The sequence below is a fragment of the Brevundimonas sp. EU05-FHT14B11 genome (assembly GCF_058790835.1).
The window spans coordinates 547,836-569,580 of record NZ_JBYTCY010000003.1 but is presented as its reverse complement, the minus strand read 5'-3'; the positions used below and the strand labels follow the sequence as shown (position 1 = coordinate 569,580).

The following is a 21,745-nucleotide window of genomic DNA, read 5'->3' as shown; positions in this document are numbered from 1 at the left end:
TCGCCCCTCAGAAGGCCGCCTTCAGCGAGGCCACGGCGCGCGCGCCATAGCTGTCGCCGAAGTCGTGCTGGTCGGTGTCGTGGTAGCGGACGTCGACGCTCAGGTGATCGGTCAGGGCGTAGGCAGCGCCGAGGTTCCAGGTGGCGTAGTCGAGATCCGACGACACCCACTGACGGCCCACCGCGCCCGAGACCGTCCAGCGGTCCGCGGGTACGAAGGCGGCGTTGGCCTCCAGGTAGGTCGCCTCGTCCTCGGACGCGCCGAAGAAGTCCGGCGACCAGTAGACGGCGCCGCCGACGGTGACCGGTCCGACCGCGCGCGAGGCGGCGGCCTTCAGCTCGACGTAGTCATAGTCGGCCCCGTCCGGCTGGCCGGTATAGAGGTAGGCCACGCCGCCGAGGTCCAGGTTCCAGCCGGAGACCTCGGGCCGCCAGCCGCCGTACAGGTCGACTTCGGCGTCGGTTTCGTCGCCGAAGTCGACGTTGGAGGCCCAGGCCCCGGCGTAGAAGGCGCCGTTGGTCAGGTCGACGCCCGCCGAGATCGCCGGGTTCTCCTGCGTCTGGCTGACGCCCCGGAAGACGTAGTCGGAGGTCACGGCGGCGTTCCAAGAGATCTTGGGGCCGGTCGCGTCTTGGGCCCGGGCCTGTCCGGCCACGCCGACGATGACGAGGGCGGCGATGCAGGCGCCGGCGAACAGGGCGTCGTTGCGGCCGGAGGCTTTCAGTTGGGTTTTGCGGTTCATGGTTTCAGTCCTTGCAGGATCAGGCCAGGCCGAGGCCGGTGATCACGAGATCGATGAGTTTGATGCCGACGAAGGGCGCGACGAGACCGCCGAGGCCGTAGATCAGCAGGTTGCGGCCCAGCAGCTTTCCGGCGCCGACGGCCCGGTACTTCACCCCGCGAAGGGCGAGCGGGATCAGGGCCACGATGACCAGGGCGTTGAAGATCACCGCCGACAGGATCGCGCTTTCAGGCGAGCCCAGCCGCATGACGTTCAGCGCGCCGAGGGCGGGCAGGGCGACTACGAACATCGCCGGGATGATGGCGAAATACTTGGCCACGTCGTTGGCGATGGAGAAGGTCGTCAGGGCGCCGCGCGTGATGAGCAGCTGTTTGCCGACCTCGACGATTTCGATGACCTTGGTCGGATCCGAGTCGAGATCGACCATGTTGCCGGCTTCGCGGGCGGCTTGCGCTCCGGTCTGCATGGCGACGCCGACATCGGCCTGGGCGAGGGCCGGGGCGTCGTTGGCGCCGTCGCCGCACATGGCCACTAGCCGTCCCTTGGCCTGTTCGGCCTTGATGAGGCGCATCTTGTCCTCAGGGGTGGCCTCGGCGAGGTAGTCGTCGACCCCGGCTTCCGAGGCGATGGCCGCCGCGGTCACCGGGTTGTCGCCGGTGATCATCACGGTGCGCAGGCCCATCAGGCGCAGCTCGGCGAAGCGCTCCTTCACGCCCGGCTTGACCACGTCCTTCAGGTGGATGACGCCGACCAGGGCGCCGTTCTCGGTCACGGCCAAGGGGGTGCCGCCCGAGCGGGCGATACGGTCCACGGCCGAGCGGAACTCGGCCGGGGCGGCGGCCTCGTCCAGCGCCAGCGATTTCAGTACGGCGTCGACCGCGCCCTTGCGCCAGCTGTCCTTGCCCGCATCCAGACCCGACTGGCGGGTCACGGCGGTGAAGGGGATGGCCTTGGAGCCTTCCGGCTGTTCGACCACGATGCCGGCGTTGCGGCCCAGTTCGACGATGGAGCGGCCTTCCGGCGTCTCGTCCGCCAGGGAGGCGGTGACGGCGGCGCGCAGGGCGGCCTCGGGACGCACGCCCGGGACCGGGATGACCTCGGTGGCCATGCGGTTGCCGAAGGTGATGGTGCCGGTCTTGTCGAGCAGCAGGGTGTCGACGTCGCCTGCGGCCTCGACCGCCCGGCCTGAGGTGGCCAGCACATTGACCTTCAGCAGCCGGTCCATGCCGGCGATGCCGACGGCGGACAGCAGGCCCCCAATGGTTGTCGGGATCAGGGTGATGAACAGGGCACCCAGCACCAGGGGATCCAGCTTCACGCCCGAATAGGCGCCCAGTCCCAGCAGGGTCACGACCGCGATCAGGAAGACCAGGGTCAGTCCGGCCAGCAGCACCGATAGGGCCAGCTCGTTGGGCGTCTTGCGGCGGTTGGCGCCCTCGACCATCGCGATCATGCGGTCGAGGAAGGTCGAGCCGGGAGCCGAGGTGATACGCACCTTGATCCAGTCCGACACCACGGTGGTGCCGCCGGTGACGGCGGACCGGTCGCCGCCGCTTTCGCGGATCACCGGCGCGCTCTCGCCGGTGATGGCGGCTTCGTTGACCGAGGCGACGCCCTCGATGATCTCGCCGTCCGAGGCGATCACATCTCCGGCCTCGACCAGGATGATCGAGCCGACCGCGAGCTCATGCGCCGGGGTCGGGACGATCGTGCCGGTCTTCGGGTCGACGATCAGCTTGGCCTTGGTCGTCACCCGGGTGGCGCGAAGGCTGTCGGCCGCCGCCTTGCCACGGCCCTCGGCGACGCTCTCGGCCATGTTGGCGAACAGGACCGTGGCCCAGAGCCACAGCGCCAGCTGGATGGCGAAGCCGGCCGACTGGCCGCCCACCACCGCCGCGACCGCCGAGACGGTCGCCAGCAGGGCCACGATCCAAGTGGTGAAGATCACCGGATTGCGCAGCAGTTTGCGCGGGTCCAGCTTGACGAAGGCGTCGCCGAGCGCGCGGCCCAGCATGGCGCCGTTGAGGCCGCCCGCCAGAGGCGCCGGGCGGGTCTTGCCGCCCGGCATTTCAGGATTTGCGAAGGTCATTGGGGATGTCCGTTCAGAACGCCCCGCCGAGCATCTGGAAATGCTCGACGATGGGTCCCAGGGCGAGGGCCGGGAAGAACTGCAACCCGCCGAGGATGAGGATGACGCCGATCAGCAGGCCGATGAACAGGCCGCCGTGGGCAGGGAGCGTGCCCGGGCTGGGCGCCAGCTTGGGCTTGGCTACCAGCGAGCCGGCGATGGCCAGCACCACGACGGCGGGCACGAAGCGACCGGCCAGCATGGCGATGCCCAGCGTCGTGTTCCACCACGGTGCGTTGGCCGTGAGCCCGGCGAAGGCCGAGCCGTTGTTCGCCGCCGCCGAGGTGTAGGCGTAAAGCATCTCCGACAGGCCGTGCGGCCCGTGGTTCAGCAGCCCCGCCAAGGCGGTCGGGAAGACCGCCGCGATGGCCGTGAAGCCGAGGATGGCCAGGGGCAGGACCAGCACCGCGATCATGGCGTACTGGATCTCTCGCGCCTCGATCTTCTTGCCCAGGTACTCGGGCGTGCGACCAACCATCAGGCCCGCCACAAAGACCGACAGCATGGCCATGACGACCATGATGGCGATGCCCGAGCCGATGCCGCCGGGCAGAATTTCGCCCAGCTGCATCAGGAACATGGTCAGCCCGCCGGCCAGCGGCATCAGACTGCCGTGCATGCCGTTGACCGAGCCGTTGGAGGCGCCGGTGGTTTGACCGGCCCAGGCGGCGGTGGACGCCACGCCGAAGCGGGTCTCCTTGCCTTCCATGTTCACCGGTTGCTCGATCCCGGCGGCGACGAGCGCCGGCGCGGGCTGGCTTTCAGCGATGTAGATGCCCGAGGTGCAGGCTCCCAGAAGAACCAGGGCGGCGATGGCGAGCGCTCTCACCTCACGCTTGGCCAGCACGCTGCGGCCGAAGGCGAAGAAGGCGGCCCAGCCCATGACGTTGATCGCCACGGCGGTGATCAGATTGGTAAGGGGCGAGGGGTTCTCGAGCGGGTGGGCCGCGTTGGCGTTGAAGACGCCGCCGCCGTTGATGCCTAGCTGCTTGATGGCGACCTGGCTGGCGGTCTGGAACAGGCTGATGGTCTGCTGTCCGCCTTCCAGGGTGGTCGCCGTGGCGTGCGCCGACAGGGTCTGCGGCAGGCCGAGGCCGACCAGAACGACGGCGAGAATGAAGGCCAGCGGCAGCAGGACGTACAGCGTCGTCCGCGTCAGGTCGGCCCAGAAATTGCCGACGCCTTCGCCGCGGTTGGCGACGAATGCCCGCGCCAGGGCGGCCGCGATGGTCGCGCCGGTGGCGGCGGAGACGAAGTTCTGCACCGTCAGCCCGGACATCTGGGTGAAGGTCGACATGGTCGACTCGCCCCCATAGGACTGCCAGTTGGTGTTGGTCACGAAGCTGACGGCGGTGTTGAACGCCAGATGCGGGCTGACGCCCTCGAACCCTTGCGGGTTGAGCGGCAGCACGCCCTGCAGGCGCAGGATGGCGTAGAGCAGCAGGAAGCCGACGGCGTTGAACGCCAGCAGGGCGCTCGCGTAGCCGAGCCAGCCTTGGCTGCGGGTCGGATCAACGCCCGAGGCCTTGTAGAAGACGGCCTCGACCGGCTTCAGCACCGGATCCAGCCAGGTCCGCTCGCCGTTCCAGACACGCGACATGTAGATCCCGATCGGCCAGCCCAGAAGGGCGGCGAGACCGAGGGTGAGGGCGATTTCCGCCCAACCTTGAACAGTCATGACGGCGGCTCCCTAGAACCGCTCGGGGCGCACGAGCGCCGCGATCATGTAGGCGGCGACCACGACGGCCCCGGCCCCCCAGAGGATGGAAACGATCATCGTCACATCCTCTTCATTGCAGCGGCGAGACCGGCGAAGGCGACAAACGCCCCACCGCCCAACGCCAGAAAGATCAGATCGGCCATGCCGACAGCCTCCGACTAAAGAAGGCCGGACAAGGCTCCCGAACCGCGTAAGCGCGCCATCCGCTTTCGCGGCGGCGGCATAAGGAAAGCGTAAGGGCGGGCCATCGGGATTATGCGGCCCTTATGCGCGGCCCCGCTTTTCGAATGGCGCGCTGAGGCCTGCCGGGTGTCGATTTGGGGCCTCTGCAACGGAGGTCGAAATGACCCGCAATTCCCTGCTGATCCACAGTCTCAAACCGCGTCCGCAAGGGACGCCCGGCGTCTGGCGCATGACGCTGGATCTGGTGGGCCTGGCTTTCGGCGCCCGTCCATCGTCGGATCGGGAGCGCGGCCGATGATGAGCGGATATGCGGACGGCGCTCCGGCGTCGGTCCGGCCCCTGCGGCCACGCCGCTACAGGGTGCGGGCGTGCAAGGGCGGCTGGTGCGTCGCCGTCAACGGCTGCCGCACCGGAGCGCTGGCCGACCGGGAGGCCGCGGCGGCGTTGGCCGGAAGCCTGCAGGCCGAGGCGGACCGGCTCACCGGCCGCCGGAAATGCGGGAGGGCGTCGGCATGATGGCCCGGGTTCCGGTCGATGTTCGACCCTCCGACGGCCTGTGGACCTTCGCTTCGCGCGACGGGCGGCTGCTCGGCATCTTCACCAGCCGTCAGGCCGCCTTGCGCGCCGCGCGCGACGAGGTCAGCGGCCATCCGGGCTATGTGCTCATCGCAGGTTCGCCGGGCGGCTGACGTCATGGCGCGGAGGGCGGACCGACCAGTGGAATAGCCGCCTCCGTTATCGAAAATTATCCGCCGGGGGCGCGACGGACTGGCTGAAATCATCCGTTCAGATAGTGCGTTCGCCTAACGGCCCGGAGTTCCTCACCCCGGTCTGACCCGATGAACGTCGGAGCCCCCGTTGGTCCCCTTCCGACGGGGGCTTTTCCATGCAGAAAGGGCGACCCTTGCGGATCGCCCCCAGGAGCTCATCAGGCCGGCGGGTTCCAGTCGCCCGGCTCGAACGGCCCCATCTCGGTACAGACGTACATCGGCGTCTTCACCTCATAGCCGGACGGCAGGTTGGGTGAGCTGACGTAGATCATCGAGCCGGACTGGACGCAGGTGTCATAGCCGCCGCCGATATAGTTGGTGTGCTCGGCGTCGGAGTAGACCTCATAGGAATAGGCGATCGGGAAGCACTGGTTCGGGCCGAAGCAATAGACCCCGGGACCGGGATAGTACTGCTGGACCGAGGCCGCCGCGGCGGCCGTGGGGGCGGGGGCGGCGGCACCGAGCGACGCGGCCATGACCAGACCGGCCGCCGTCGCGGCCAGGATGTTCTTCAGCATGAGACCCTCCTACAAAAATAAAGCCAAGCTTGGCGCGAGGCAGTAGGGGGCGCCGGATCGGCAACCCAAAGTCACAAGATTGTGCGCGCGATGAGTGTGTTGGGGCGCTGGGCTCGCGTCGGCATGAATCTCACGCCTTGAGTCGATTGGTGCGGGCGGTCGGGCTCGAACCGACACTCCTTTCGGAACCGGATTTTGAGTCCGGCGCGTCTACCAGTTTCACCACGCCCGCATGACGTTGCGCCTACAGGGGCGGTCGCACGAATGCAACTCGCCTCAGGTCACCGGCCGCCCGGCGGTTCGAACTGCATGGCGAAGACCAGCAACTGGCCACGAATATCCGTCCCGTTCGTCGGAGGATTCAGGCGCGCGTCACGGGCGCTTCGCAGCGCGCTGGCGCCGAAGTCTGCGTCCGGCGGCGTCTCGCTCTCGACCCGACAGTCCGTGAGCCCCCATTCCGGCGAGACGATGCAGGACAGACCGACCCGTCCCCGGCCCGCGGTCTGCGCGGCCGGACTCCTTGGGAAGGCCGGGATGGGCATTGCGCTCCAGGTGACGGGTTCGGAGACGCGCACCAGCAGGTCTCGCGGCTCATCCAGCGGTTTGGCGCAGGCGGTCAGGACGGCGTCCACCGCGGCGGCGGAGGCCGGGACGGTCAGGCGGTAGCGGTGCGAGCGATCGGTCGGACCTTCGGGATCCAGCCGGATGTCCAGATCGCCGCCGGCGCGAAGCTGGCGCGCCAGCCGGGCGGGCTCGTCGGCGCCCAGGACGGGCTGGCCGGGCTGGGCGATCCAGACCTGGTCCTCGGCCGCGATGGCCCCGGCCGACACCCGCACCTTGCGCGTCGCGCCGGTGGAGACCGGGACGCCGGTCACCAGCATGTCCAGGTCGCCCGCGCGGCAGCGCAGGGCCAGGACGTTGGCGCCGAAGTCGAGCGTGGCCAGGGTCAGCTGCTGTTCGGCGTTGGTGGTCAGGTCCCAGTCCTCGGCCGCCTGCTGGGCGAGGGCGGGAGAGGCGCCGAGCGCGCAGACGGCGGCGGCGAGAAGGGTCTTGGTCAGGCGCATGGGTGTCAGGCCTCGGTCTCGACATGGGCGTCGGCGCCGCCGTGGCGGATGTTGCGGGCGCGGATCCACATTTCGATGCGCTGGACCACAACGGTCCCCGCGGCGAAAAGCATGAAGGCTTCGAGGATCGCGAGCGGATTGACGTGCCAGTCGGCGGCGTGGGCCTCGAGCCACGGGCGCAGCGTCTGGCGCGCGATCAGGATGGCGATGATGATGACCAGGCCGATGGGCGAGGCCTGGGCCTTCAGCGTGCCGTCCGGCTCCTTGTAGATCGTGGTCATCTTGCCGCGCTGCCAGCCGAAGGCGCAGCCCAGCGCCAGGCCGACGGCGAGGATCAGCAGGGACAGAGGCTCGACCGGCGCGTGGCCGCGCCCGCTGACGGTCATGCCCCAGATGCCGAAGCCGATGGCGGCCACGACCAGCAGGGGCGCCACCCACATGTACTCGATGCGCAGGGTCCGGGGTCTGCGATTGCGCAGCAGGACGAGCGGGATCACCACCGCGATGGCGATGAGCGGAATGAGTTGTTCTTGCGTCACGAAGACTTCCCCCGTTCGCGCTGATCGGCGAACGGGGGAAGCTTAGTCCGTCTTGAGCCCGCGTAAAGACGGGCCGGCGTTCGAGACCTAGTTGGGGGTCACGCGCTGCGGATTGTAGATCTCGTCACGGCCCGGCAGGCGGCTGGGCGGCGATTCCATGTAGTTGCCTTCGAGCTGTCCGTAGTTGGTGACGAAGCTGATCGTCCGACCGGCGATGGACTCGCCCTGAACGATCGGAGACACCCGGCCCGAACGGTGGGCGCCGAGCACGGCGGCGCGCCCGAAGCCGCCGTTTTCCGGGAACTCGCTTTCGGCGCGGCAGCCGCGCAGCGATCCATCGGCCTGGACCGTGCACTGGATCCCGGCCAGGCCGGCCTCGAAGCTTTCCGAACGGTTGGGGAGGCTGGGGCGCGGCGCGCGGTCCCAACGCAGGCCGACGAAGCTTTCACCGGACGGCGCGACATCGGCGGGGGTGGTCAGGCTGAGGCCGCAGGCCTCGAAGACGCGCCCGACGGCCTGGTTGGACGCCGGAATGTCGACCTCGTACCGGCGCACTCGGCTTCCATCCGCGATGGAGACATTGAGGCGACCGCCATGGCTCAGGTCGGTGGCGACGCTGCGCGGCCAGACCGCGAACGCCGAGGTGCTGTTGCGCGCCGACACCCATTGCGAAGTCCGGTCGGCGGAGCCGTTGAGGCTCCAGCCCAGCGACCGGCGGCCGGAGCCCGCAGGCAGGCCCGAGACCACGACGCTCAGCCGGTCGTTGGCGCAGCGTACGGCGACGCCGAAATTCTGGAAGGTGACGGCGGCGATGCTCAGGTTCCGCGATTCATCGCGCCCGAAATCCCAATCCTCACCCGCATCCTGGGCCAAGGCCGGCACGGCTGCGAGCGCCATGCAGGTCATACCGATCGTGCGCCAAAGCGACTTCCGGTTCATTAGTCTACTCCCCATTCCCTTGTTGTCGTGGCCAAGCTTAACACCGACAGAAAGGCGAAAAGGCGTCAGCCCGCAACCGGACCGACAGTTTGCTCGATGGCGCCGAAAATGGAGTGGTGCTTGTCGTCCAGCATCTCGATGCGGACGGTGTCGCCATGCTTGAGGAAGGCCGTTTCGGGCTTGCCGCGCAGGATGGTCTCGACCGTGCGGACCTCGGCGATGCAGGAGTAGCCGAGGCCGCCCTCGGACACCGGCTTGCCCGGGCCGCCGTCGGCGTCGCGGTTCGAAACGGTGCCCGAACCGATCACCGTGCCGGCGCACAGGGCGCGGGTCTTGGCCAGGTGAGCGATCAGGGTTCCAAAGTCGAAGGTCATGTCGACCCCGGCGTCGGCCTTGCCGAAGTCCTCGCCGTTCAGCTGGACTGCCAGGGCGCCGTGCAGCTTGCCGTCGACCCAGCGATCGCCGAGGGCGTCGGGGGTGACGAAGACCGGCGACAGGGCGCTGGCGGGCTTGGACTGGACGAAGCCGAAGCCCTTGCCCAGCTCGGCCGGGATCAGGTTGCGCAGCGACACATCGTTGACCAAACCGACCAGGCGGATGTGCGACAGGGCCTCTTCGCGGGTCACGCCCTGGGGCACGTCGCCGGTGACGACGACGATCTCGGCCTCGAGATCACATCCCCAGCTTTCGTCGGCCAGCGGGATGGCGTCGCGCGGGGCGAGGAAACCGTCCGAACCGCCCTGATACATCAGGGGATCGGTCCAGAAGCTGTCGGGCATTTCGGCGTTGCGGGCCTGACGCACCAGGGCGACGTGGTTCACATAGGCCGAGCCGTCCGCCCACTGGTAGGCGCGGGGCAGGGGCGAGGCGGCGTCGCGCTCGTGGAAGCGGCCGCGCGGCACGCCGCCGTGCTCCAGGCTTTCAGCCAGGGCCCGCAGGTCGGGCTCGACCCGGTCCCAGTTGTCCAGCGCCGCCTGCAGGGTCGGCGCGATCAGGAAGGCGTCGGTAAACCAGGCGAGGTCGCTGGAAACGAGAACGAGGCGGCCGTCACGACCGTGCTTGAGCGAGGCGAGTTTCATGTTTCCGGCTTAAGCGGTTTCCGGCGTTCGGGAAACCGCCTGTCGCGGGATCGTGTCGTCAGTCGTGGCTGAAACGCGGCCCGTCGACGCCGGACAGCTCGGCCAGCGCGGCCCGCAGCGCCCGGATGCGGGCCTTCTCGTGCCGCCAGTGTTCATTGAAGGCTGCGACGGCGAGGCGCAGGGCGTCGGTCTGTTCGCGCACCGTCATCTCCTTACGCGGTGCGGGGGCCGGATGATGATCGTGGTGGGGCTTGTCCGGCTTGGCGGGCGCCGGCGGGGCGACGTTGATGGTGATGTTGGCCGTCGCGGCGCTGGCGGCCGGGCCATGGCCGTGGTCGTCGGCAGGCTTGTCGTCATGACCATGGCCGTCACGGGCCTTGTCAGGGTCGGCCTTCGGAGCGTCGTGGCTGTCCTTGGGCTTCTCGGGCACCTTGCCGTCGACGGCGGAGCGCAGGGCCTTCACGCACGCGGACAGGCCGTCCTTGCCGCCGGCGAGCGCCAGGGTCTTGCCCAGACGGTTGTCGACCACGCCCAGCAGATGTTCGGCCCGGCCCTTGAGGGCGCTGTCGTCCGCCTTCATGGCGTCCTTGGCCGCGCCGTCGATGGCCTTCCAGATCGAGGCCGAGGCGTCGCCGGTCTTCGGCGCCGCGCGCGCGCCGAGGAACCAGCCCAGCAGGACGGCGGCGAGCAACAGCAGGATCAGGGCGCCCCACAGCACCGGGTCCGCGCCCAGATAGAGGGGGGCGTCGAGCGGGGCGTTGGCCGGATCGGCCGTGGCGAAGTCTGGGCCGTAGGACATGCAATACCCGCTGAGAGGACCGAACGGCATTCTGCGCCGACGGCAGCGCTTGGCAACGGGAAAAGGTTAACGGTTTTGTGGATTCAGCCGGGCGGGTGGATCAAGGCCTTGGCCTCGGCGCCTTCGCGGCCCCCGATCAGGCGCACCTCGACCTCGACAGCGATGGCGCCCTCGGGCTGGTGGGCCCACAGGTAGCGGCGCTCGATCTCGACCTCGCGGCCGGACGGCGCGACGCCCTCATAGGTGTCGCCCCAAGGCGTGACGGCCTTCATGTCGGGCCACGGCAGGGCGCAGGCGGCGTCCAGCTCCTCGATGGCCACCACGGACAGTTCGTCTTCGTTCACAGCCATCGGCGCACCTTCGAGCGATAGGCGTCCCAGGCGGCGCCGAATTTCTGCGAAAGGTAGCGTTCCTCGCGCAGGATCACGAAGCGGTGGATGACGACCAGGCAGGGCAGAAGTGCGGCGAGCGCCGCCGAGCTGTCCATGGCGACCGCGAAGCCCATATGGATGACGGCGAAGCCGATGTAGATCGGGTTGCGGCTAAAGCGATACAGGCCGTCGGTGATCAGGGCGGTCGAGGGCTTCCACGGCTCGGGCGCGGTGCCCCAGCGGCGGAATCGGCCGAGGGCGATCATTTCGATCAGCAGGCCGCCGATCACGAGGCCGAACGCCAGACCGCGGCGCAGGTTGGTGTCCAGCCCCAGCGAGGAGTCGTGGAACAGCTGGCCCAGACCCCAGCCCGCCAGAAGGAAGGCGAGATAGATCAGCGGCGGCGGGGCGAGGACGCCGGGGGTGTCGCGGGCGGTCATACGGTCTGTCCCGACGGAGCGGTGAAGTCGGAGACGGGTGCGTCGCCGGTGTTGATGACCTCGGACGGCTCGAAGATCATCACCTCGGCCTCCTCGTCGGCGGCGGTGCGGTGTTCGACACCGCGCGGCACGACGATGAACTGGCCGGGGTCGAGGGTGACGATCCGGTCGCGGAACTCGACCCGGAAGCGCCCCTTCCAGACCAGGAACATCTCCTCGGCGTCGGCGTGGCTGTGCCACGGAAAGACGCCCTGCACCTTCACCAGCCGAACGTCCTGACCATTCAACTGGGCGGCGACGCGCGGCCGCCAGTGATCGGAGAAGGCGGCGAACTTCTCGGTCAGATCGATGGCGGCGGTCACGGCTGGAGGTCCTCATCGCCATAGATGGCGACCTGGGCCGGCGCGGAGCTGGAGACGGCGCCGCGATACATGCCGGAGGTGTTCATGGCGAAGGCGGGCGCTCCGTCGCGGCCCATGACGATCACGCCCCCGTCGCCGCCGATCGAGCCCACGTCCGCGATCTCGGTCTCGGCCGCCGCCTGTGCGGTCGCGCCGCCCCGCGTGCTGACGCAGATGTCCCGCGCCACGGTCGCGCGGATGAAATACTCGCCCGAGCCGGTCGCCGAGACCGCGCAGCCGTCGGCGTTGGAGGCGTAGGTGCCGGCGCCGATCACCGGCACGTCGCCGACGCGGCCCCAGCGTTTGGCGGTCATGCCGCCGGTGGAGGTGCCGGCGGCGAGACGGCCCTGCTGGTCAAGCGCGACCGCGCCGACGGTGCCGAATTTGCGCTCGTTCAGGGGCGGCTGCGGCAGGTCGTTGGCGGCCTGCGGCCCCGGCGCGCCGGCGGGACGGGGCGGGATCGGCAGGTTCTGGGCGCGTAGGGCGGTCTCCAGTCCCCGCCAGCGGCGCTCGGTGAAGAAGAAGCTCGGATCGACCTGCTCCAGTCCGACGGATGCCGCGAAGCTGTCGGCGCCCGGGCCGATCAGCATGACGTGGGGCGATTGCTCCATCACCGCGCGGGCGGCGCCGATGGGGTGGCGGGTGGTGGTCAGGCCGGCGACCGATCCGGCGTTCAGGGTCGCGCCGTCCATGACCGCGGCGTCCAGCTCGTTGCGGCCCTCGGCGGTGAAGACGGCGCCGCGTCCGGCGTTGAACAGCGGATCGTCCTCCATGACCTGGATCGCCGCCTGGATGGCGTCCAGCGCCGAGCCGCCGTCGGCCAGGATCGTCTGTCCGGCCTCCAGCGCGCGGTGCAGGGCGGCGCGGTAGGCGGCGTCCTGCTCGGGCGTCAGGCTGGCGCGCTCGATGACCCCGGCGCCGCCGTGGATGGCGAAGGACCAGCGGGGCGTCTCCTGCGCCGCGGCGGGCGCGGCGATCAGGGCGAAGACGGCGGCGGCCAGGGCGAGGCGGAGACGGGTCATGACCGCAGGGTCGGCCACCCGGGCCGTCAACTCAAGGGCTCAGGAGACAGCATGGCCGCAGCAGGGGCAGGCGGTGGTCTCGACCCCGAACAAGGCGCGCAGGCGGTCGGGCGCGAGGGCGGCTGCGGGGCTCGCCGATTCGATCCAGTCCGGTCCCAGCGACAACACCCTGTCGGCGCGCACGGCGAAGGGCAGATGGTGGGTGGAGGCGATGACGGCGCGCCCCTCGCCCGCCAGCGCCCGGATCGCGGTCTCGACCTGCAGGCTGTGGGCGGGGTCGAGCAGAGCCAGGGGTTCATCCAGCAGGCAGACGGCGGCGTCCTGCACGAACAGGCGGGCGATCAGGACCAGCTGCTGCTGGCCGCTGGACAGGCGGTCGAAAGGGCGGTCCGCGAGATCGGCGACCTCGAGCCGGACGAGGGCGGCGCGGGCGGCGTCCAGGTCGTCGGGGGCGAGGGCCGAGGACCAGCGCCGCCGTCCCGCCCGGCCCAGGGCGGCCACATGCAGGGCGGAGAAGGCGGCCGACACGGCGCCCGGCGGCGGCAGATAGGCGGCCGGTCCGGCCCCCACGGTACGGCCGTGCAGCGGGGGCAGCAGGCCCGCGACGGTCTTCAGCAGGGTGGTCTTGCCGGCGCCGTTGGGACCGATCAGGGCCACGACCTCGCCCGGCGCGACGGCCAGATCGAGCAGCGGCAGGCGGAAGTCGCGGCGGCCCGCGACCAGTTGTTCTAGGATCAGGCTCATGCCCGCCTCGCACTGATCACGAACAGCAGCAGGAAGGCCGGGGCGCCGACGGCGGCGGACAGCAGGCCGACGGGCAGCTCCGCAGGGCCGAAGGCCGAGGCCAGGCGGTCGATGACAAGCGCGAACAGGGCGCCCATCGCCATGGCGGCGGGGATCAGCCGCCCGGCCTGTTCGCCGACGACCAGCCGCGCGGCGTGGGGCGCCAGCAGGCCGATCCAGCCGACCACGCCGGCCACGGCCACCGCCGCGGAGGTCATCAGGGCGGCGGCGCACAGGGCGAGGATGCGCAGGGGCCGCGCGGGCAGGCCCAATGAGCGCGCCTGCTCGTCCCCCAGAGACAGCACGTCCAGCCGGAAACCCAGCCACAGCAGGATCACGGCCCCCAGCGCGGCGGGGACCAGGGCGAGGGCCGCCTCCGACAAGGTGGCGCGGGTGAAGGAGCCCAGCAGCCAGTACGTGATGGCCGGAAGCTGGGAATAGGGCTCGGCCAGGGTGACCACGAGCCCCAGTCCGGCGGAGGCCAGCGCGCCGGCCACCACCCCGCACAGGATGAGGGCCAGCCGCCCGTCGCCGCTGCGGGTCAGCGCCGCGCAGCCGACCGCCAGCGCCCCGGCGGCGAGCCCGCCGATGAAGGCGGCGGTCTGGGTCATGAAGACCCCGGCGCCCAGCAGCAGGGCGACCGCCGCGCCGAAGCCCGCGCCGGAAGAGACGCCGAGCAGGTCGGGCGAGGCCAGGGGGTTACGGAACAGGATCTGAAAGCCCGCCCCCGCGCCCGCCAGCGCCGCGCCGCAGGTCAGGGCCGCGAGCAGGCGGGGGCCGCGCAGGGCCAGGGCCAGCTCCGCTTCGGGCGAGCCGCGTCCGAACAGGGCGGCGGCGAGGTCGGCCGGGGCGACCGACAGCGGGCCGGAGCACAGGACGGCGGTCGCGGCGGCGAGGGCCGCCAGCGTCAGAGCGGCGGTCGGGACCCAGGCTGGAACGCCTCTCAATCGAGCCATTGCGGGCGGCGGATTTCGGCCGGAGCCAGCCCGTAGAGGCGGCGGCTCAGCATGGCCAGCGCCATGGCGCTGTCGCCGGGAGAGGCCAGCCAGGCGCAGCCCAGCAGACGGTTCACCGACGGCGGCCGGTCGATCCAGCCGAACGGCTTGTCGGGCAGCAGCAGGATGCGGCGCATCCCGCCGTTGGGACGGCGGCGCCAGACCTCGCTGTGCAGGGCGGTACGCGCGAAGCCCTCGTTCAGGGTGACCAGCACTTCGGGGTCCCAGGCGATGATTTGTTCGCGGGTGACCCGTCCGATGTCGGTCGCGCCGACCGCGACATTGGTCCAGCCGGCGCCCTCGAGCACCTCGGTAGCCAGGGCGCCGCGGAAGCCGGTCTCCAGCCCGTCGGCGCCGCGGGCGTAGTAGAAGCTTCGGCCCGGCGGCGACCTGCGCCAGTCGGCCAGCACCCGTTCGGCGTCGTCGGCCAGGCTGGCGCCGCGCTCGGCGGCGCCGAGCAGCCCTCCGGCTTGTCGGAAGGCTTCGGGAATGCGGGTCAGGGCGCCGTCGATCAGGGTCCAGGGCAGGTTCAACCGCGCCTTGATCCGGACCCCGCGCTGGACGTTCTGCGCATCGGTGTCGCCGTAGTCGAGAATCAGGCTCGGGCGCAGGGCGGCGATGGCTTCCAGTCCGGCCTGCCGTCCCGGTCCGGCCAGCCCGCCCAGCTCGGGCAGCGCCGCGGCGCCGGGCGCCAGTCCAGCCAGGCATTCGGGGTCCGGCTTGCGCGGCCATCCCGCCAGCCGCTCGCGGGCGACGGCCCAGATCAGCAGGGCGGCGGGTTGGCCCGCGGCGACTACGTCGCCCGTCACTGTGGGCGCGCGCGAGCAGGCGGCCGCGGCCAGGCCGCCGGCCAATCCGATCAGGGTCGCGCGCCGAGTCGTCATGCTTTTACCTGCCGCCTGTCCGGCGGGCCTATCCTGCCGTCAGGGGGGGCGGCAAGCCACCTCGGCGCCAATTTACCCTTAACTCTTGTCCGGTCTTCATCCGCGTGCTGCTTATGCGCCCATCGCGTCAGGTGGGGCGCAAGGCAAAATGGGAGTTGGCCGTTGAGTACGACGGACACAGGGGGCGCGCTTACCGCCGGGCCCCGCAAGACATTTCTGGGACATCCGCGCGGGCTGGTGATCCTGTTCTTCACCGAGATGTGGGAGCGCTTCTCCTACTACGGCATGCGGGCCCTGCTGGTCCTCTATCTGACCCAACATTTCCTGTTCAGCACCGGCGAGGCGCAGGGCATCTACGCGGCCTACGCCGCGCTGGTGTATCTGATGCCTGTGCTGGGCGGCCTGATCGCGGACCGGTATCTGGGATCGCGCAAGGCGGTCATCATCGGCGCGGTGCTGCTGGTGGCCGGCCACTTCACCATGGCCTTCGAGGGCACGGGCGGGCGTGAGCGCCTGACCATCGGCGCCACGACCTACGAACTTCAGGTCGAAGGCCGAGACCAGAACCGCAAGATGTTCGCCGTCAACGGCGACGAGCGGGTTCATATCTCGATCACGCCGCAAGGCGTCTCGACCGTCGGCGCCGAGCCGGCAGCCGCCAATGCTGTCGCGGCTCCGACCGCCGGCGGCTTCCCGGCCTTCACGCCCGTGGGCGGCTACAGCCTGGAGACCAACCGCGACCTGGCGCTGGGCGAACCGATCCTGTTCTTCGCCCTGTCCCTGATCATCGTCGGGGTCGGCTTCCTGAAGGCCAACATCTCCACCGTCGTGGGGGCGCTCTACGAAGAGAACGACCCGCGTCGCGACGGCGGCTTCACCATCTTCTATGTCGGCATCAACCTGGGTTCGTTCCTGGCCACCGCGGCCTGTTCCTATCTCGGAATCAAGTACGGCTGGGCCTACGGGTTCGGCTTGGCGGGCGTGGGCATGCTGTTCGGCCTGCTGACCTTCGTGCTCGGCCAGGGCTGGCTCGAGGGCCGCGGCGCACCGCCGGTTCCGGTTCAGGGGCGCAGCATCCTGGGCGTGCCGCTGGTGCCGTTCTTCTGGATCGCCGGCCTGGTCGCGGTCTTCCCGACCTGGCTTCTGATGCAGCGACACGAGATCATCGAGAACCTGCTGCCGTGGCTCGCGGGCGTCATCTTCACCCTGGTTGTCGGCTACACGGTCTTCAAGCTGAAGGGCTCCGAGCGGAGCCGCATGCTGGTCGCCCAGGTGCTGATCTTCTTCTCGGTCCTGTTCTGGGCCCTGTTTGAACAGGCCGGCTCGTCGCTGACCCTGTTCGCCGACCAGTCGACCCAGATGCCCTCGTGGTTCAATGCGGCCATGACGCAGATGTTCAACCCGGGCATCATCGTTCTGGGCGGTCCGATCATGGCGGCGCTGTGGGTCTGGCTGGCCAAGCGCAACGCCGAACCCTCCACTCCGGTGAAGTTCTCGTTCGGTCTGATGTTCGTCGGGATCGGCTTCCTGGTGCTGATGTGGGCGGCGGGCAATCTGGCCAATGCGGACTTCCGCGTGCCGCTGCTGTTCCTGTTCCTGACCTACTTCTTCCACACCATCGGCGAGCTCTGCATTTCGCCGGTCGGCCTTTCGATGATCACCAAGCTTTCGGTGGCGCGCGTGGTCGGCCTGATGATGGGCGTGTGGTTCCTGTCCAGCTCCGTGGCGCACATCGTGGCCGGCATCATCGCCAAGGCAACCGCGACCGACACGGTGGCGGGCGTCGTCACCGACCGCGCCCTGGCCCTGGAAACCTATGGTTCCATCTTCGGGACCATCGGCTGGGTCGGCGTCGGCGTGGGCGTGTTCCTGCTGATCATCTCGCCGCTCCTCAAGAAGGGCATGGCGGGCATCCACTGATCGCCCTCACGGGTTGATCACACAGGAAGGGCGGGACCTCGCGGTCCCGCCCTTTTTGATGCACCGGGGCATCCTCAGTTTCCGGGGGACGGAGGGACGCCTTCTTCAGAAGGTCTTTCTTATCTGCAGGAACAGCCAAGGGCTCATCTTCGTGCGGCGCACCTCGTGGGTGACGACCGGCGCCACGTCGCGCGGTCCGCTGTAGAGGTCGCGGTTATAGCCCTGGGCCCGGTCGCTGGCGTTGCCCATGTCGACGCGGACGGTCAGGTCGGGCCGCGGCTTCCACTGGCCATAGAGCGATACGCCCGGCTCAGCGTAGAGGGCGCGGATCTCGCGCACCCGGAAGATGCGGCCCTTGTCGACATTGCAGCCATGGTCGAAGCCGTAGGACCAGCGACCGCCCTTCAGGTCCTGGTTGAAGTTGACGCCGCAGCCGAAGGCCTGGTTGCCCTCGAAGCGGCGCTCCTGGCCGGTGACCGGGTCGGTGACGCGGGTCTGTGACCAGCTGCCGCGAGTTTGCAGACGGGCGTTGGACAGGCCCAGCCGGTCCATCGGCAGCGTCAGGCGCACCTGGTAGAAGTTCGAGGTCCCGTCGCCGATGTTGCCGACGCCGTCGAAGCCCCCCGCCAGCGGGATCACATCGACCACGTCCTGGACCTCGGCATGCTGGACGGTCACGTCGAAGACGCCCTTGTCCCAGAAGCGGCGCTCGTAGAAGGCCTCGAACACCGTCTCCTGCGACGGCGCCAGATCGGGGTTGCCGCCCTCGACCTGGCCGATGTCGATGTCGGCCGAGGCGACAAAATCGCCGAAGTCGAGCTGGCCCACCGTCCGCTCGACCCGGAAGCGGAACTGGTGCCCGGTCCACGGCGTCCACGTCGCCTGGATGCGGGGCTTGGGATAGACGAACGACTTGCTCAGGTCGCTGTCGCCCGTCTGGCTGATCTCGGACACCTCGACCCGTACGCCGAACTCGAGGGTGAACTCGGGATTGGGTCGCCAGGTGGCCTGGCCGAAGACCTCCCCCCGCAGCTCCTCGACCCGCACCGAGGCCGAGGGCAGGGGAACGGGCACGCCGTTCTCGGAATAGGTCGTGGCGCTGTCGAGGAAGTTCCACGCCACCTCGCCGCCGGTCTCGACCGACCACTGGTCCGAGGGGCGATGGCGCAGCTCGACGCGGGCGATCGACTCTCCCTCGGTGTCGTCGGAGGTGAAGGTCGAGCTGTTCCCGCCGCTGGCGGAGACGCCGGTGTAGTCCTCGGTTTCGTAGCGCTGCAGGCCGGTCAGCTCGAGCGCGGTGCGCGGCCCAAGGTCCCGGACCCAGCTGACGCCCAGCTCGCTGTCGATGCCGTGGTCTTCCTCGTCGTTGCGACTGTCGGTTCCGGGACCCGAGCGGATCAGGACGTCCTGGGCGTTCTCATTGCTGAACCAGCCCAGCAGGCCGGTGATGCGCAGGCGACCGCCGGCGAGGCGGCGTTGTACGGCGCCGGTGCCGCGCACGTTGCGGAAGCGATCCCACAGCACCAGGTCGGCGTCCTGGACCAGATTGCCCGACGCGTCGTAGCGCCGACGGAAGCCGTCGCCCGTGCCGTCCGTGCGGTCGGAGGTGGCGCTGATCGAGCCTTCGATCTGGTTGTCGCCGTCGCGACGGGAATAGCGGGCCGCCAGAAGCGGACCGAGATGGCCGTCGGGATAGATGTAGCTGTTCAGCTCCAGCACCCGTTCGGTGGTCACTTGGCGCGCCAGAACGACGTTGGCGACGACCGGATGGCCCTGCATGTCGATGCCAGGAGCGCCGCCGCGGATCAGCTCGATGCGGGCGACCCCTGCGGCCGAGATGCGGCGCAGGACCGCCTCCAGATTATCTGTCTTGGCCGAGGGCGGCTGGCCGTCGATCAGGACGTTGCCCGACGCGCCGGCCAGGCCGCGCGTGTCGCTGTCGCCGGAGTTGAAGGCGAAGCCCGGCAGGCGCGTGATCATGTCGAACGCCGTGTCCGGGCGGCTGTCGGCGAAGAAGACGGGGTCGAACACCAGCACGCCCTGCTGGGCGATGGTTTCGGGGGCAGGCGGCGCGGTCTGCGCCAGGGCCGGGGTTATGAGGACGGACGCTGCGACGCTCGCTAGCCAGAATGCCTTGTGCATGACGTCTCCCCTGTCGGTAGAGGTTGCCTGCGAAGCCCCGCCGGCTCCAGTTACAAGCGGGACAGGTGTGTGAACCGGCGGCGGTCAAAGGGAAACCGCCGCCGCCTCCGGAGCCGATCAGAACGTCTTGCGCAGGCGCAGCTGGTAGAAGGTCCGCGGGTCGATCTGACGGGTTTCGATGTAGGCGATCGGCCGGGTCAGGCGGTCGCCGTAGACGATGCGTTCCTGGTCGAAGTCGTTCCAGACGTTGATCTGAGCCCGCAACGACAGGGTCGGGGTCGGCTTGTATTCGGCCCAGAGCTCGAAATAGTCCTTGCCGCGCCAGCTGAACCTCTGGTCGGGGTCGTAGCTCGCCAGGCCCAGCAGCGGCAGCCAGGCGCCGCCCCACTGCAGGTTCCAGGACTTGATGTCCTGAGCGATGGTGATGGTCGCCTGTGTGGGGCGCACGTCTGAGATCGGGCGCGTCTCGCCGGTGGTCGGATCGGTGACCTCGGTCTTGTTCCAGGTGTTGCGGAAGCCGACGCGGCCGCCCGTGAAGCCGACCTTGTCCATCGGCACCAGGATGTTCACCGCCAACTGGTCCAGCGTTCCATCGCCGATGTTGCCGTTGGCCGACAGGCCGCCGTCCAGCGGGATCACGTCGATGGCGTCGCTGATCTCATCGTGGCGCAGGGTGATGCTGACGATACCATCGCCCCAGAAGCGGCGCTCATAGGCCAGCTCGCTGATCCAGCGCTGTTCGGGCTCCAGGTCGATGTTGCCGCCGAAGACGTTCTCGTCCTCCAGTTCGGCCGAAGCGGCGAAGTCGCTGAAGTTCAGCTGTCCGACCTCGCGTTCGAAGCGCAGCCGGAACTGGTTGTTGGGTCTCGGCGTCCAGGTGGCCAGGAAGCGCGGCTTGATGAAGTAGAAGCTTTTCTCCTTGTCCGCGTCGCCCGACTGGCTGATGGTCGAGGCCTCGACACGCACGCCGCTTTCCAAGGTCAGGTTGTCGCGCAGCCGCCAGGTTCCCTTGGCGAAAAGCTCGCCGCGCGTCTCCTCGACCTTGACCGAGGCCGAGGGCAGCGGAACCGCCACGCCGCCGACGCTGAAGGCCTGCTCGGTCTCCAGCATGTTGTAGGCGATCTCGCCGCCGGTCTCGATGGTGAGCTTGGGGGAATGCTCGTAGCGCAGCAGGCTGCGCAGGATGGTCTCGGAGCTCTCGCTGACCGAGGAGAAGCGCTGCTCTGGCGCGTTCACCGCATTTTCCGTGACCCGCGAGAAGGCGCTCGAATCGTTGTCGGAGAACTCGTGGATGAAACGGGTTTCGGACTTCAGGCGGCTGTCGATATCGCGGGTGTAGACCAGGCCGAACTCGCCGCTGGCGCCGTCCTCGGCGTACACGCTCTCACGCCGCACGGTGGGCGAGGTCTGCAGGTTTATGTTCGAGAAGTCGTTGATCCCGTAGCGGGCGGTCAGGTCGATCTTGCCGCCCAGGAAGGGGCTGGCGTAGTTGACCCGCAGCGAATTCCCGCCGCCGGACTGGTCGTTGAAGAAGTCTTCCTGACGCAGGATGGTCCCGGCGCCGTCGCGGCGGACGACCGGGCCGACGCCGTTGGAGTCGCTGGTCGACATGCCGTCGCTGAGGGTGAAGCCCCAGGTGCGGTCGCCGTCCTTGGCCGTGAACTGCCACGAGCCGCCGTAGACGTCGTTCCCGCCCTCGAACAGGGCGGCGTTGCCGGTGAAGACCGACTGTCGGCTGGACTCGCTGCGGGTGATGACGTTCACGACGACCGAGAAGCCCTGCATGTCGATGCCGGGGGCGCCGCCGCGGATCAGCTCGATGCGCAGGACCTGGGCGGCCAGGGTGCGCGACAGGACATTGGAGCCGGTGTCGTTCTTGGAGGCGGGCCGCGAGCCGTTGATGAGGATGTTGCCGACGGAGCCCTCGAAGCCGCGGCTGCCGTCGCCGTCGTTGACGCTGAAGCCGGGGACGCGGTTGACCATGTCCAGCGCGGTGTTCGGCTGTTGGTCGGCGAAGAAGGCGGGTTCGAAGATCAGCACGCCCTGCTGACCCGCTTCGGCCTGTACAGGCGGCGGCGTCTGAGCGGCGGCGGCGCCGGCGGTCAGCAACAGCGCTGTGGTCGCCAACAGAATGGTTCTGGTCATTGCGAAACTCCCCTCGTCGTGTGACGAGAGGTGTGACCGGATGGTTTGCTTGTCTCCAGTTACAAGACGGACAGGTGGATTAAATCGGCGACAGCATTACAGGGCTGTCATCTTTATGTTCTGATCTGGTCTATCCAATACTTCTCTTCATCAAGTCTAAC

23 protein-coding genes and 1 tRNA gene are annotated in these 21,745 nt (G+C 69.2%); 4 read left to right on the top strand and 20 right to left on the bottom strand.

The window, feature by feature from the left end; genetic code table 11:
* Window positions 1-7 precede the first annotated feature (7 nt).
* From AC3WRV_RS16125 to AC3WRV_RS16110, 4 genes are read right to left on the bottom strand one after another with little or no spacing between them, the layout of a single operon-like run.
* Window positions 8-742, bottom strand: a complete 735-nt coding sequence (locus tag AC3WRV_RS16125; protein WP_492314040.1) for a TorF family putative porin — start codon at window positions 740-742, stop codon at window positions 8-10.
* Between the two features lie 19 nt (window positions 743-761).
* Entirely contained in the window at window positions 762-2,810 is a 2,049-nt protein-coding gene (kdpB, locus tag AC3WRV_RS16120) for a potassium-transporting ATPase subunit KdpB (protein ID WP_492314095.1), read from the bottom strand.
* Between the two features lie 34 nt (window positions 2,811-2,844).
* Window positions 2,845-4,548, bottom strand: coding sequence for a potassium-transporting ATPase subunit KdpA (gene kdpA / locus AC3WRV_RS16115; protein ID WP_492314039.1), 1,704 nt, complete (start codon window positions 4,546-4,548; stop codon window positions 2,845-2,847).
* Between the two features lie 12 nt (window positions 4,549-4,560).
* On the bottom strand, window positions 4,561-4,653 hold the full coding sequence (locus tag AC3WRV_RS16110) for a potassium-transporting ATPase subunit F (protein WP_492314038.1): 93 nt from the start codon (window positions 4,651-4,653) through the stop codon (window positions 4,561-4,563).
* 280 nt (window positions 4,654-4,933) lie between these two features.
* Between AC3WRV_RS16110 and AC3WRV_RS16105 the strand changes: the two genes are divergently transcribed.
* From AC3WRV_RS16105 to AC3WRV_RS16095, 3 genes are read left to right on the top strand one after another with little or no spacing between them, the layout of a single operon-like run.
* Entirely contained in the window at window positions 4,934-5,071 is a 138-nt protein-coding gene (locus AC3WRV_RS16105; protein ID WP_291837611.1) for a hypothetical protein, read from the top strand.
* Window positions 5,068-5,289 carry a hypothetical protein gene (locus tag AC3WRV_RS16100; RefSeq protein WP_492314037.1) on the top strand — a complete coding sequence of 74 codons (222 nt, stop codon included), beginning with the start codon at window positions 5,068-5,070 and terminating at the stop codon, window positions 5,287-5,289. The genes AC3WRV_RS16105 and AC3WRV_RS16100 overlap by 4 nt, the downstream gene beginning before the upstream one ends.
* Complete coding sequence (locus AC3WRV_RS16095; RefSeq protein WP_291837608.1) at window positions 5,286-5,462, top strand: hypothetical protein; 177 nt, start codon at window positions 5,286-5,288, stop codon at window positions 5,460-5,462. The genes AC3WRV_RS16100 and AC3WRV_RS16095 overlap by 4 nt, the downstream gene beginning before the upstream one ends.
* A 239-nt stretch (window positions 5,463-5,701) precedes the next feature.
* Here AC3WRV_RS16095 and AC3WRV_RS16090 read toward each other — a convergent pair whose 3' ends face one another.
* The 14 genes from AC3WRV_RS16090 to AC3WRV_RS16025 all read right to left on the bottom strand — a co-directional run bounded on the left by AC3WRV_RS16090 (window position 5,702) and on the right by AC3WRV_RS16025 (window position 15,377).
* Entirely contained in the window at window positions 5,702-6,061 is a 360-nt protein-coding gene (locus AC3WRV_RS16090; RefSeq protein ID WP_291837606.1) for a hypothetical protein, read from the bottom strand.
* Between the two features lie 147 nt (window positions 6,062-6,208).
* A tRNA-Leu gene (locus AC3WRV_RS16085) sits at window positions 6,209-6,293 on the bottom strand.
* 49 nt (window positions 6,294-6,342) lie between these two features.
* Window positions 6,343-7,125 (bottom strand): energy transducer TonB, encoded by a 783-nt coding sequence (locus AC3WRV_RS16080; protein ID WP_492314036.1) that lies wholly within the window; start codon window positions 7,123-7,125, stop codon window positions 6,343-6,345.
* A 5-nt stretch (window positions 7,126-7,130) separates the two neighbouring features.
* Window positions 7,131-7,664, bottom strand: a complete 534-nt coding sequence (locus tag AC3WRV_RS16075; RefSeq protein WP_291837599.1) for a CcdC protein domain-containing protein — start codon at window positions 7,662-7,664, stop codon at window positions 7,131-7,133.
* A gap of 87 nt (window positions 7,665-7,751) precedes the next feature.
* The gene (locus AC3WRV_RS16070) at window positions 7,752-8,561 is read right to left on the bottom strand and encodes a hypothetical protein (RefSeq protein WP_492314035.1); all 810 of its coding nucleotides are present in this window, start codon (window positions 8,559-8,561) and stop codon (window positions 7,752-7,754) included.
* A gap of 107 nt (window positions 8,562-8,668) precedes the next feature.
* Entirely contained in the window at window positions 8,669-9,682 is a 1,014-nt protein-coding gene (locus AC3WRV_RS16065; RefSeq protein ID WP_291837593.1) for a fumarylacetoacetate hydrolase family protein, read from the bottom strand.
* Between the two features lie 58 nt (window positions 9,683-9,740).
* Entirely contained in the window at window positions 9,741-10,481 is a 741-nt protein-coding gene (locus AC3WRV_RS16060; RefSeq protein ID WP_492314034.1) for a hypothetical protein, read from the bottom strand.
* Window positions 10,482-10,564: 83 nt separating this feature from the next.
* Window positions 10,565-10,831, bottom strand: a complete 267-nt coding sequence (locus AC3WRV_RS16055) for a hypothetical protein (RefSeq protein ID WP_291837587.1) — start codon at window positions 10,829-10,831, stop codon at window positions 10,565-10,567.
* Window positions 10,822-11,292 (bottom strand): methyltransferase family protein, encoded by a 471-nt coding sequence (locus AC3WRV_RS16050; RefSeq protein ID WP_492314033.1) that lies wholly within the window; start codon window positions 11,290-11,292, stop codon window positions 10,822-10,824. The genes AC3WRV_RS16055 and AC3WRV_RS16050 overlap by 10 nt, the downstream gene beginning before the upstream one ends.
* On the bottom strand, window positions 11,289-11,654 hold the full coding sequence (locus tag AC3WRV_RS16045; RefSeq protein ID WP_291837581.1) for a cupin domain-containing protein: 366 nt from the start codon (window positions 11,652-11,654) through the stop codon (window positions 11,289-11,291). Before AC3WRV_RS16045 ends, AC3WRV_RS16050 begins: the two co-directional genes overlap by 4 nt.
* Window positions 11,651-12,715 carry an isoaspartyl peptidase/L-asparaginase family protein gene (locus tag AC3WRV_RS16040; RefSeq protein WP_492314032.1) on the bottom strand — a complete coding sequence of 355 codons (1,065 nt, stop codon included), beginning with the start codon at window positions 12,713-12,715 and terminating at the stop codon, window positions 11,651-11,653. Before AC3WRV_RS16040 ends, AC3WRV_RS16045 begins: the two co-directional genes overlap by 4 nt.
* Before the next feature lie 39 nt (window positions 12,716-12,754).
* A complete protein-coding gene (locus AC3WRV_RS16035) occupies window positions 12,755-13,459 on the bottom strand; it encodes an ABC transporter ATP-binding protein (protein ID WP_492314031.1) in 705 nt (234 codons plus the stop codon).
* Window positions 13,456-14,445: a FecCD family ABC transporter permease gene (locus AC3WRV_RS16030; protein ID WP_492314030.1), complete on the bottom strand. Its 990-nt coding sequence runs from the start codon at window positions 14,443-14,445 to the stop codon at window positions 13,456-13,458. Before AC3WRV_RS16030 ends, AC3WRV_RS16035 begins: the two co-directional genes overlap by 4 nt.
* The gene (locus tag AC3WRV_RS16025; protein ID WP_291838768.1) at window positions 14,442-15,377 is read right to left on the bottom strand and encodes a TroA family protein; all 936 of its coding nucleotides are present in this window, start codon (window positions 15,375-15,377) and stop codon (window positions 14,442-14,444) included. Before AC3WRV_RS16025 ends, AC3WRV_RS16030 begins: the two co-directional genes overlap by 4 nt.
* A gap of 237 nt (window positions 15,378-15,614) precedes the next feature.
* On the opposite strand from AC3WRV_RS16025, the gene AC3WRV_RS16020 reads away from it, so the two are divergent.
* Entirely contained in the window at window positions 15,615-17,297 is a 1,683-nt protein-coding gene (locus tag AC3WRV_RS16020; protein WP_492314029.1) for a peptide MFS transporter, read from the top strand.
* A 105-nt stretch (window positions 17,298-17,402) separates the two neighbouring features.
* On the opposite strand, the gene AC3WRV_RS16015 is transcribed toward AC3WRV_RS16020, so the two are convergent.
* Entirely contained in the window at window positions 17,403-19,439 is a 2,037-nt protein-coding gene (locus tag AC3WRV_RS16015; RefSeq protein ID WP_492314028.1) for a TonB-dependent receptor plug domain-containing protein, read from the bottom strand.
* A 117-nt stretch (window positions 19,440-19,556) separates the two neighbouring features.
* The gene (locus AC3WRV_RS16010; RefSeq protein WP_492314027.1) at window positions 19,557-21,584 is read right to left on the bottom strand and encodes a TonB-dependent receptor plug domain-containing protein; all 2,028 of its coding nucleotides are present in this window, start codon (window positions 21,582-21,584) and stop codon (window positions 19,557-19,559) included.
* Window positions 21,585-21,745: the final 161 nt, after the last annotated feature.